Genomic DNA, 11947 nt, shown 5'->3' on the forward strand with positions numbered 1-11947 from the left:
ACGCACTCTGGCATTTTACTGGCGAGAAGGGCACCCGTGTGCGCTATCAGCCCCAATAGTGACGCCAGCGCCCAGATATTTAGGCTGACGATGCAAAATTTTGGCATCCAGCACTGCGCTAACCCGCGCCAGCTTTTCCCGAAGTCGTGTGTAGGTTCCGTGCCTTTTATTCAGATCCGGCGCGTTAACGCCGATAGCGTCAATGCCATATTGTTGCGCCAGCCAGATCGCCCGTTGATTATGAAATGCTTGCGAGATAATCGTAATGCGGCTTTCGCCAAACACTTTCCGGGCGCGAACCACGGAGTCCAGCGTGGAGAATCCGGCATAATCACAAAAAATGGCCGCCTCCGGCACACCTTTCGCCATCAGCGCCTGCTGCATCGCCGAAGGTTCATCGTACTCTTTTTTGCCATTATCGCCGCTGACTAACAGCCACTTCACTTTACCGGCGTGATACAACGCGGCGGCAGTATTAATCCGCCGGGTAAAATACCGATTGCCGGGTTTGGCGCCTAACACCAGCCCGACGTTGCGGGCGGGAACGGTCTGAATGTCATTCCATGTCAGATGCTGTGAGGCGTTGACGATAAGCCAGTTGGAATAGAAAAGCGCGACGCCTGCTGCGACAAGCAGAAAACACGCCACTGTTAAGGCCCGGCGTGTAAAACAGAGGCGGCGGATAAAACGGGCACATTGTGAGAGCATGGTCGTTGCGCGGTTCCGTTGGCGGTGGATAAAAAATACCCTCTACAGATCGTCATCCTTGACGTGGCGGCAGGCAATGAGCGAAATGTGAACGCGCCGATTTTATGCCCACGCCGTTAAAAAGATACGGGGGAAGGGGCATTTTCAGAATTTATTGTGCCGACAGCGCCTGATGCGTCAGCCACAGTCGCGTATCAAACTCCAGTTGATGGTACTGCGGCTCCATATGGCAGCAGAGCTGATAAAACGCTTTGTTATGATCTTTCTCTTTCAGGTGCGCCAGCTCGTGAACCACAATCATCCGTAAGAATGGCTCCGGGGCGTTACGAAACACGGTGGCGACGCGGATCTCCGCCTTTGCCTTGAGCTTGCCGCCCTGAACGCGCGAGACAGCGGTATGCAGTCCCAGCGCATTTTTCAGCACATGGATCTTGCTGTCATACATCACTTTATTAATGGGCGGCGCATTGCGCAGAAACTGACTTTTCAGTTCCTGAGTATAGTGATATAGCGCTTTGTCAGTGGCGTAATCATGCGCGCCGGGATAACGTTTTTCCAGCACTGCTCCCAGGCGCTGCTCGGCGATTAAGGCGCGCACCTGGGCAAGGAGATGTTCCGGATACCCCTGAAGGTAAGTTAGTGAGGTCATCAAAGCTCCATGTTGCTGATAAAAAGTGTATACTCACGCACCCTTTTCAGGGATAACGCCGCAATTTTACCATTCAGGAGGCCTAATGAGCCACGTAGACGACGGTTTCCGTTCACTGACGCTGAAACGTTTTCCGCAAACGGATGATGTTAACCCGCTTCTGGCGTGGGAGGCGGCCGATGAGTATCTGCTGCAACAGTTGGATGAGACGGAAATTCGCGGCCCGGTGCTGATCCTGAATGATACGTTTGGCGCGCTAAGCTGTGCGCTGGCGGAGCATTCGCCATACAGTATTGGCGATTCGTATTTAAGCGAACTGGGTACGCGAGAGAATTTACGCCATAACGGCATCGCGGAGTCCAGCGTAACGTTTCTCGACAGTACCGCTGACTACCCGCAGGCGCCGGGCGTGGTATTGATTAAGGTACCGAAAACGCTGGCGTTGCTGGAACAGCAGTTACGCGCTTTGCGTAAGGTCGTTACGGCGCAAACGCGTATTATCGCCGGCGCGAAAGCGCGTGATATTCATACCTCTACGCTGGAACTGTTTGAAAAAGTGCTGGGCCCAACCACGACGACGCTGGCGTGGAAGAAAGCGCGCCTGATTAACTGTACCTTCAGTCATCCGCAACTGGCCGACGCGCCGCAAACGCTAAGCTGGAAACTGGAAGATACAGGCTGGACGATTCACAACCACGCGAATGTGTTTTCTCGTACCGGATTGGATATCGGCGCGCGCTTCTTTATGCAGCATTTGCCGGAAAACCTCGACGGGGAGATTGTCGATCTCGGCTGCGGCAATGGGGTGATTGGCCTGAGCTTACTGGCGAAAAATCCGCAGGCGAACGTAGTATTTGTCGATGAATCGCCGATGGCGGTAGATTCCAGCCGTTTGAATGTAGAAACGAACCTGCCGGAAGCATTCGAACGCTGCGAATTTATGATCAACAACGCGCTCTCCGGCGTGGAGCCGTTCCGTTTTAACGCGGTGTTCTGCAATCCGCCGTTCCACCAGAAACATGCGCTGACGGACAATATCGCCTGGGAGATGTTCCATCACGCCCGCCGCTGCCTGAAAATCAACGGCGAACTGTATATTGTGGCGAACCGCCATCTGGACTATTTCCACAAGCTGAAGAAGATTTTCGGTAATTGCGCGACGATAGCAACCAACAATAAATTTGTCATTTTGAAAGCGGTGAAGCAGGGACGCCGTCGATAAGGCGCTCAAGCGTCATACCGGCCTATAAAACCGGTATGACGGCGTAAGCCCGATAAGCGTAGCGCCATCAGGCAAAGTCGTTAAATCTCCAGTGCCAGTCGGGTGCCCTGGGCAATCGCCCGTCGGGCATCCAGCTCCATCGCGACATCGCATCCGCCGATAAGATGTACCGTTTTACCTGCGGCGCGTAACGGGTCCGCCAGCTCGCGGCGAGGTTCCTGTCCGGCGCAGATCACCACATGATCCACTTCCAGCAACTGCGGTTCGCCGCCGATCAAGAGATGTAATCCGTCGTCGTCGATCTTCTGGTAACTGACCGCCGGGATCATCTTCACGCCGCGCGCCAGTAACGTCGCGCGATGGATCCAGCCGGTGGTTTTACCTAACCCTTCGCCCGGCTTGCTGGTTTTGCGTTGCAGCATGACGATTTGCCGTGGACTACGTGCCAGGCGCGGGCCTTCCGGGCGCAGACCGCCTGCCTGTTGCAGGCTGGTATCAATTCCCCATTCCGTACAAAATTCAGCAATATTTTGGCTGGTGGATTCGCCGTGCTGGCTCAGATACATGGCCGTGTCAAAACCGATCCCGCCGCAGCCGATGATCGCCACTCGCTTACCAACCGGCGCCTTATCGCGCAATACCTCCAGGTAGGTCAATGCTTTTGGATGATCGATACCGTCTATCGGCGGGCGGCGCGGTACTATTCCACAAGCGAGGATCGCTTCGTCAAACGGCTGAAGATCCTCTGCGTTCACCCGTTGGTTCAGTTTCAGCGTAACGCCAGTAACATCGATCATTCGACGGTAGTAGCGCAGCGTTTCGTAAAACTCCTCTTTACCCGGGATCTGCCTGGCGATAGTAAACTGACCGCCAATTTCACTCTGAGCGTCAAACAGCGTGACATGATGGCCGCGCGACGCGGCGTTAATCGCGAAAGCCAGCCCCGCCGGGCCTGCGCCGACAACGGCCAGGTTCTTTTTGCGTATGGCCGGCGTTATCGGCATGTGGGTTTCGTGACAGGCGCGCGGGTTCACCAGACAGGAGGTCACTTTGCCGATGAAGATCCGATCCAGACAGGCCTGATTACAGCCGATACAGGTGTTGATCTCATCTGCGCGTCCGGATTGCGCTTTAGTCAGGAATTCGGCATCGGCAAGGAAGGGACGCGCCATCGACACCATATCGGCATCGCCGCGCGTCAGGATCGTCTCGGCGACCTGCGGATCGTTAATGCGATTGGTCGCGATCAGCGGAACCGACACATGACCTTTGAGTTTCCGCGTCACCCAGCTAAAGGCGCCACGCGGTACTGGCGTGGCGATGGTCGGGATTCGCGCCTCATGCCAGCCAATGCCGGTATTAATTAGGCTTGCGCCTGCGGCTTCAATGGCTTGCGCCAGTTGTACCGTTTCGTCGAACGTGCCGCCATTTTCCACCAGATCGAGCATCGACAGGCGATAGATAATAATAAAGTCGTTCCCTACCCGCTGGCGTACCGCGCGTACTACCTCAACCGCGAAGCGCATACGGCTGGCATAGTCGCCGCCCCATTCGTCATCGCGATGGTTAGTTCGCCGCGTGAGAAATTCATTAATCAGATAGCCCTCTGATCCCATCACCTCTACGCCGTCGTAGCCTGCTTCCCGCGCCAGTTGCGCGCAATGCGCGAAGTCGTCGATTAACTGCAAGATTTCATCATGCGTCAGTTCATGCGGCATAAAGCGGTTGATTGGCGCCTGAATTGCCGACGGCGCGACCAGGTGCGGCTGATAGCTGTAACGCCCGGTGTGCAGAATTTGCAGCGCGATTTTACCGCCTTGCGCATGTACGGCATCGGTCACCACGCGGTGAGGCGTTAACTGGCTGGCATCGTTCAGCATCGCGCCGCCGGTCATCACGACCCCGGAGGGAACGGGCGCAATACCGCCGGTGACGATTAACGCTACGCCGTGTCGCGCGCGCTCGGCATAAAATGCCGCCAGGCGCTCAGCGCCATCAGGATGTTCCTCCAGACCCGTGTGCATCGATCCCATCAGCACACGGTTTCTGAGAGTAGTAAAGCCCAGATCGAGCGGGGCGAACAGCGACGGGTAGCTCATAAGCGTATCCAGTATGTAAAATTATTGTTATGTGGTCGGATGAGTTACTACTGTAGCCGTCGCGAGGTAAAAGGGAAAAGGGGAATGTGGTGATTGTGATGGGATTCAAAAAAGAGGCCGCGACCCGGGGAAAACAGGCCGGATAAGCACAGCGCCATCCGGCATCGTTTTTAAACCTCTTCAACGCTCACCTGCATTGCCGCCAGCGCATTACGCGCTGATTTCAATACCTGTTCGCACAGTTCAATGGTTAGCGTGAGCGGTGGCTCGATACGAATTGTTTTCGCATTATTCAGCGTACCAGCGACCAGCACGCGTTGACGGAACATCTCACTGGCAAAACGGTAGCCCGTTTCGTTGTCGACAAATTCAATGGCCATCAACATACCTTTGCCGCGCGCATCGTGTACCAGATTGGGATATTCACGCGCAAGTTGTCGAAAACCATCCAGGAGCGTATCGCCTTTTTGTTCCGCCTGGGCCGGGAGATTTTGCTCCAGCAGGACGTTAATGGTCGCCAGCGCGGCAGCACAAGCCAGCGGATTACCGCCAAAAGTGGTGGTATGCAGGAAGGGATTGTCGAACAGAACCGAAAACACCTCCTCAGTCGCGATGGTGGCGCCAATCGGCATCACGCCGCCGCCCAGGGCTTTCGCCAGACACAGAATATCAGGCTGCACATTTTCGTGCTCGCAGGCAAACATCTTGCCGGTACGCCCCATGCCGGTTTGTACTTCATCCAGAATCATCAGAGCGCCGAATTCATCACAGAGCTTACGTACCTCTGTCAGGTATCCCTGCGGCGGCAGGATCACGCCGCCTTCACCCTGAATAGGCTCCAGAATCACGGCTGCTATCTCGTCGCCCGTTTTTTTGCCTTCGCTAAATGCCATGCTCATCGCGTCGATATTGCCAAACGGCACATGGCGGAAGCCCGGCAGTAAAGGCATAAAGGGTCTGCGGAAGGTGGATTTGGCCGTGGCGGAGAGCGCGCCCAATGATTTGCCATGAAATGCGCCGCTGGTGGCGATAAAGGTAAACTTGCCGCGCGGCGACTGATACGCTTTTGCCAGTTTTAGCGCCGCTTCGACGGATTCGGTGCCGCTGTTACAGAAAAAGCTGTACTTGAGTTTCCCCGGTGTCAGCGCCGCCAGCGTTTTTGCCAGCATCGCCCGCAAGGGATCAAGTAACTCCTGGCTGTGGAGAGGTTGTTTTGCGAGTTGATTCTGGACGGCGGATACCACAACAGGATTACGGTGCCCCACGTTAAAGATGCCAAACCCCCCAAGACAGTCGATAAACTCCTGCCCCTGGGTGTCGACAAGCGTATTCAAACTGCCCGCTTGCCACTCTACGGCTCCGTAATCCCCGCCGGCGGTAACAGATTTCCGGTATTCCAGAAATCCTGGATTTACATGCTCTTTAAAGTAGTCAATGACCTCTCGGTTTAGTGCTTTCATTTCCTCATGGTTTAGCGTTCGCTTCTCGATGAGATTCAGTGCGTGCGCGCTACAGGCCAAAGCCGATGCGCTGGAAGGTAACCTGTTCAAAATGAGCTCCAGAGGGCCGTGTATCACATGATACTGAATTAAGTATTGCAGGGATTAGCGGGGGTCTAAGCCCATAGTGAAAATCGGGATAAACACCAGGAATAATCACATTTACACAACATTTAATATCATGCGTTAACAATTGGATGCATTTTGAGCAGATCTTGTTTTACGGTTTACGGTGTGTTGCGTTAGCGGCGGCGTGAGAAAAAGGTGAGCCAGGGCAGATTTTAAAGAAAAAGGTTGTCCACGCTAAACAATTTCATAATGAAAATAAGGCGCAGGATGAGGTGAAAATCGTACAAATATTAAGGATTAATCGCAAATTGCGATCCAGAGCAATTTTAACAACTAAAGATAAATAGATTAGCGCCGAAATAACATCTGAGCGAAAAATTAACATCCAGATAACCTGCACAGGACGCTATCATGTCTTCTCATCCCTACGTCAGCCAGCTAAATACCCCGCTGGATGATGATACCACTCTGATGTCTACGACCGACCTGGAAAGCTATATCACTCACGCCAATGACACTTTTGTCCAAGTGAGCGGCTATCAGTTAAACGAGTTACTGGCGCAGCCACATAATCTGGTGCGTCATCCGGATATGCCGAAAGCTGCCTTCGCAGATATGTGGTACACCCTAAAACAGGGCGAACCGTGGAGCGGCATTGTGAAAAACCGGCGTAAAAACGGCGACCATTATTGGGTGCGGGCCAACGCGGTACCGATGATACGTGAAGGGCGTGTGACTGGATATATGTCGATCCGTACCCGCGCCACGGATGATGAGGTTGCCGCCGTCGAGCCTTTATATCAGGCGCTAAATGAAGGGCGGTGTAGTAAACGAATTCATAAAGGCCTGGTGGTTCGTCAGGGTTTGCTGGGCAAACTGCCCGCTATGCCTGTTCGCTGGCGAGTGCGTAGCATTATGGGGCTAATGGCCGTAATGCTGGCGTTGGCGTTGTTCGGTACGGATGCCTCATGGCAGGCGTTGCTGTTGGGCGCGTTGGCGATGCTGGCAGGTACGGCGCTATTGGAATGGCAAATTGTGCGTCCCATTGAAAATGTGGCGACGCAGGCGCTGAAAGTGGCGACCGGCGAACGCAACAGCGTACAACATCTTAATCGTAGCGATGAGTTGGGGCTGACGCTGAGGGCCGTGGGGCAGCTTGGCTTGATGTGCCGCTGGCTGATCAATGACGTATCAAGTCAGGTTTCCAGCGTCAGAAACGGCAGTGAAAGGCTGGCGAAGGGTAATAATGATCTGAACGAACACACCCGTCAGACCGTGGAGAATGTTCAGGAAACGGTAACGACCATGAACCAGATGGCGGAGTCCGTGAAGCTCAATTCCGAGACGGCTTCCGCTGCGGATAAGCTTTCCATGGCGGCCAGTAGCGCGGCGACTCAGGGAGGTGAGGCGATGGATACGGTGATTAAAACGATGGATGATATCGCTCACAGTACGCAACGTATCGGGACGATCACCACGCTAATTAACGATATCGCTTTTCAGACGAATATCCTGGCGCTGAATGCGGCGGTAGAAGCGGCGAGAGCGGGCGAGCAGGGGAAAGGGTTTGCCGTGGTTGCTGGCGAGGTACGCCATCTTGCCAGCCGCAGCGCTAATGCGGCGAACGATATTCGTAAATTAATTGATGCCAGCGCAACAAAGGTGCAGTCAGGCTCCGAGCAGGTTCACGCCGCAGGCCGTACCATGGATGACATTGTAGCTCAGGTGCAAAATGTCACCCTGCTTATCGCACGTATCAGTCAGTCGACGCAGGAACAGACAGATGGGCTTTCCAGCCTGACCCGCGCCGTGGACGAGTTGAACCGCATAACCCAGAAAAATGCGGCGCTGGTGGAAGAGAGCGCACAAGTCTCCGCAATGGTAAAACACCGTGCCAGCCGGCTGGAGGATGCGGTCACGGTACTGCATTAAGTTTATTTGTAGGTAGCAATGGTAATGACATCCGCCCGGTAGCAACAGGCTTACCGGGCGGATGCGCTCTGATAGAAGGCGGTGCCTGCCATCATAGAGAGTATCAGTGGCCTGTGATGTTAAAAATAATGTGATATTTATTCCTTCTCCCTTGTCTACCTATTAATAGGTATAAACTCAGTTAATAAATAAGAAATGGTTAACCTTTTAGCGTATTTCTTTCATTATTAGTGCCAATTTATGTCACTTTTGGTTCATCTTTCTGTGAACAATAAATATTACTTACTAATAATGTTCCGAAATAAAAAGCGATCAATATCATAAAGTTAGTAACATTATTGCCGATAAATCTTCCTGTATGAGGATATGCAATCCCAGGGAGAAAATATGTTTTTGCATAACATTAAAATACGTTCAAAATTATTTATGGCCTTTGGCTTATTCATTGTTCTCATGGTGGTGAGTTCCGCTCTGTCTTTGTTTAGCCTTGATCGGGCTAATACGGGTATGCAGAACATTATTACCAATGATTATCCCACCACGGTGAAAGCCAATCTGTTAATCGATAATTTTAATGATTTCATCATCGCGCAGCAGCTCATGTTACTGGATGAAGAGGGGCGCTGGAGCCAGAGTTCGCAGAAAGAGCTGGATGAAATAAGCCAGCGTATTACGGCGTTACTGGATGAGCTTTCCAGCAATCGTCACGATGCGGCTTCGCAGAAAATCATTACCGAGATCCGTGAAGCGCGCCAGCAATACCTGGAGTCCAGATTCCGTATTTTGCAAGATATTCAAAGCCATAATCGTCAGGCGGCCATTCAGGAGATGATGACCAGAACGGTGCAAGTGCAAAAGGTCTATAAGGACAAAGTTCAGGAACTTATCGCCGTTCAGGATGCGCAGATGCACAACGCGGGCGTGCAGGTCGAAGGAGATTTTAAAACTAACCGGACGCTGTTAATTACCCTGGCGCTGATAAGCATCGCTGCCGGATGCGTAATGGGATGGTATATCGTACGTTCCATTACCCGACCGCTTGATGAAGCGGTACGCTTTGCCGAGGCGATTGCCGATGGCGATCTGACTCGCCATATCACCACCGACTATAAAGATGAAACAGGCGTACTACTGCAAGCATTAATGGCGATGAAAACGCGTCTGCTGGATATCGTACAGGAAGTGCAAAACGGTTCGGAGAGTATCTCCACGGCGGCGGCGCAAATTGTCGCCGGTAACCAGGATTTGGCCGCGCGTACGGAAGAACAGGCCAGCTCGGTTGAAGAAACGGCGGCGTCGATGGAACAGATTACCGCCACGGTTAAAAACACAGCTGACCATACCAGTGAAGCGACCAAACTCTCTGCCGGCGCCGCCAGCGTAGTGAAAAACAATGGGGAGATGATGAATCAAGTGACGCAGAAAATGCGCGTCATTAACGATACGGCAAATCGTATGTCGGATATCATCAATATCATTGATTCCATTGCCTTTCAGACCAATATTCTGGCGCTGAACGCGGCGGTTGAAGCGGCGCGTGCGGGCGAACATGGACGTGGTTTTGCCGTTGTCGCCGGAGAGGTTCGCCAGTTGGCGCAAAAGAGCGCCTCGTCAGCCAGTGAAATCCGTAATTTGATTGAAGATTCAACCAGTCAGACTCAGGAAGGGATGCACCTGGTGGAGAAAGCCAGCGCCCTGATTAATGGCATGGTGGATAACGTCGAAGAGATGGATGTGATATTACGCGAGATTGGGCAGGCCAGCCGTGAGCAAACTGACGGTATTTCGCAGATTAACAGCGCGATTGGCCTGATTGACGCCGCCACGCAACAAAACTCCTGCCTTGTGGAAGAGTCTGTTGCCGCCGCGGCGTCGCTGAACGAACAGGCGTTACATTTAAAAGAGCTGGTTAACGTGTTCCGCGTCCGCGAAGAGGACACGCAGCCCGCTTAATCCAGTTCGGCGATTTCCAGCGCCGCGCGATCAATCACGCCGATAATGCGTTTGATTTGCGCGTCGTTGATATCGCTGTGGTTTATCCGCAGATCCAGCACGGCCTTGAAGTTATCCAGCGCCCGCTTCATCTGCGGATTTTTACGTAACTCCATGCCCACACAACGGGCTTTTAGCCGCGCCTGAATATGCGTCAGGTGTTCGCGATTTTCATCAAGCCATTGCGCGCCGTTCGCGGTAATCGCGATTTTTTTCCGCCCGCCTTCTTCGTCGCTAATCGTGATAAATTGCTGATCCTGTAAAAAATCCAGCGTAGGGTAGATCACACCAGCGCTTGGCGTATAGCCGCCCCCCGTCAGGTTTTCTATCGCTTTAATCAGTTCATAGCCGTGGCTGGCGTCCCGGGTCAGGATATCAAGAATGACCAGCCGAAGTTCCCCGTGGCCAAAAAATCGCTGACGTCGACCACCGCCCTGTCCATGACGACCACAGCCGTGTCCGTGACGGTGCTCGCCGCCGCAACTGGCGTTCTCATGCTGATGCGCGCTATGGCAGCCTTCATGCTGATGTTCTCGATCTTTGCAGCAACCATCGTGCATATGATCCCGGTTTTTGCAACACCCTTCATGTTGATTTTGCATCATTGCCTCCTGCTTATTTAGATATATCTAATTTATATCTAAATGATGGTTTTTAGCAAGGATAAAAGCGATTGTTGATATAATCTATTAATTTATAACGTTTTATTTTGAAGTTGTGATTAGCGATGTGTTGCCAGAACACTATCAAAAAACAGTTGCATTTTTACTGATTAACAATCATTATCATTTAAAACTTTAATTTAGATATATCGTATTACTTCACGAAGGCAAAAAATGACGACATCATCCGTACGCTACCCACAGCGTGTTCGTAATGAGCTGCGTTTTCGCGAGCTGATCGTTCTGCGGGTAGAACGTATTAGCGCAGGATTTCAGCGGATCGTACTTGGCGGCGAGGCGCTGGACGGTTTCATCTCCCTGGGCTTTGACGATCACACGAAAGTTTTTTTCCCTGAGCCAGGCTGTCGCTTTACGCCTCCGACAGTCACTGAGGAAGGCATTATCTGGGGGGAGGGCGTTCGCCCGGTCTCCAGGGATTACACGCCGCTGTATGACGAGGCGCGTCGCGAGCTGGCGCTGGATTTCTTTATCCACGATGGCGGCGTAGCCAGCCGTTGGGCAATGGAAGCCCGTGAAGGCGATACACTGACGATCGGCGGGCCGCGCGGTTCGCTGGTGGTGCCGGAAGAGTATGCCTGTCAGGTTTATGTCTGCGATGAGTCCGGTATGCCTGCGCTACGTCGTCGTCTGGAATCGCTTAGCCGTCTGCCTGTGCGCCCTGCGGTAACCGCGCTGGTGAGCATTCAGGATGCGGCATACCGCGATTATCTCGCCCATTTGACGGATATTACTGTGGAATATGTTGTTGGCGGCGATGAACAGGCAATGCAAACGCGCCTGTCGCAGCTGACAATACCAGAATCAGACTATTTCATCTGGATTACTGGCGAAGGCAAAACGGTAAAACGTTTAAGTCAGTGCTTTGAAAAGGGGTTTGATCCACACCTGGTACGTGCGGCAGCCTATTGGCATCGTAAATAGCGGTATGGGGTGAGCCCTGTCAGAAACAAAAAGGCCACTCTTTAGAGTGGCTTAATTATATGATTTTAAAGCTAAAATTTGGTGGCCCCTGCTGGACTTGAACCAGCGACCAAGCGATTATGAGTCGCCTGCTCTAACCACTGAGCTAAGGGGCCGTGGCGGTGGATTATAAT

At 52.8% G+C, this 11947-nt stretch carries 9 protein-coding genes and 1 tRNA gene; 4 read left to right on the forward strand and 6 right to left on the reverse strand.

Annotation, left to right across the window (positions count from 1 at the left end):
- Positions 1-15: 15 nt before the first annotated feature.
- Both QEN31_RS03120 and QEN31_RS03125 read right to left on the reverse strand, forming a co-directional pair.
- Entirely contained in the window at positions 16-708 is a 693-nt protein-coding gene (locus QEN31_RS03120; protein WP_000951049.1) for a SanA/YdcF family protein, read from the reverse strand.
- A gap of 151 nt (positions 709-859) precedes the next feature.
- On the reverse strand, positions 860-1357 hold the full coding sequence (locus QEN31_RS03125) for a M48 metallopeptidase family protein (protein WP_000202966.1): 498 nt from the start codon (positions 1355-1357) through the stop codon (positions 860-862).
- A gap of 85 nt (positions 1358-1442) precedes the next feature.
- Here QEN31_RS03125 and rlmG point away from each other — a divergent pair, with 85 nt between their 5' ends.
- On the forward strand, positions 1443-2579 hold the full coding sequence (gene rlmG / locus QEN31_RS03130; protein WP_000019989.1) for a 23S rRNA (guanine(1835)-N(2))-methyltransferase RlmG: 1137 nt from the start codon (positions 1443-1445) through the stop codon (positions 2577-2579).
- A gap of 80 nt (positions 2580-2659) precedes the next feature.
- Here the strand turns inward: rlmG and QEN31_RS03135 are convergent, their stop codons facing one another.
- Together QEN31_RS03135 and ygjG are read right to left on the reverse strand one after the other, a co-directional pair.
- Positions 2660-4678, reverse strand: coding sequence for an NADPH-dependent 2,4-dienoyl-CoA reductase (locus QEN31_RS03135; RefSeq protein WP_000121523.1), 2019 nt, complete (start codon positions 4676-4678; stop codon positions 2660-2662).
- A 170-nt stretch (positions 4679-4848) separates the two neighbouring features.
- The gene (gene ygjG, locus QEN31_RS03140) at positions 4849-6228 is read right to left on the reverse strand and encodes a putrescine aminotransferase (protein WP_001520281.1); all 1380 of its coding nucleotides are present in this window, start codon (positions 6226-6228) and stop codon (positions 4849-4851) included.
- Positions 6229-6657: 429 nt separating this feature from the next.
- On the opposite strand from ygjG, the gene QEN31_RS03145 reads away from it, so the two are divergent.
- Together QEN31_RS03145 and QEN31_RS03150 are read left to right on the forward strand one after the other, a co-directional pair.
- Complete coding sequence (locus QEN31_RS03145) at positions 6658-8178, forward strand: methyl-accepting chemotaxis protein (protein WP_000094651.1); 1521 nt, start codon at positions 6658-6660, stop codon at positions 8176-8178.
- 387 nt (positions 8179-8565) lie between these two features.
- Positions 8566-10131, forward strand: a complete 1566-nt coding sequence (locus QEN31_RS03150) for a methyl-accepting chemotaxis protein (protein WP_000478472.1) — start codon at positions 8566-8568, stop codon at positions 10129-10131.
- Here QEN31_RS03150 and QEN31_RS03155 read toward each other — a convergent pair.
- Entirely contained in the window at positions 10128-10775 is a 648-nt protein-coding gene (locus tag QEN31_RS03155) for a PadR family transcriptional regulator (RefSeq protein ID WP_000983441.1), read from the reverse strand. The two genes, QEN31_RS03150 and QEN31_RS03155, sit on opposite strands and share 4 nt — an antisense overlap.
- Positions 10776-11006: 231 nt before the next feature.
- On the opposite strand from QEN31_RS03155, the gene QEN31_RS03160 reads away from it, so the two are divergent.
- Positions 11007-11774, forward strand: a complete 768-nt coding sequence (locus QEN31_RS03160; RefSeq protein ID WP_000213760.1) for a siderophore-interacting protein — start codon at positions 11007-11009, stop codon at positions 11772-11774.
- A 79-nt stretch (positions 11775-11853) separates the two neighbouring features.
- Here QEN31_RS03160 and QEN31_RS03165 read toward each other — a convergent pair.
- Positions 11854-11929 (reverse strand) — tRNA-Ile (locus tag QEN31_RS03165).
- Between the last annotated feature and the right edge of the window lie 18 nt (positions 11930-11947).

The sequence above is a fragment of the Salmonella sp. SA15303 genome, assembly GCF_029962125.1.
Classification (GTDB): Bacteria; Pseudomonadota; Gammaproteobacteria; order Enterobacterales; family Enterobacteriaceae; genus Salmonella; species Salmonella enterica.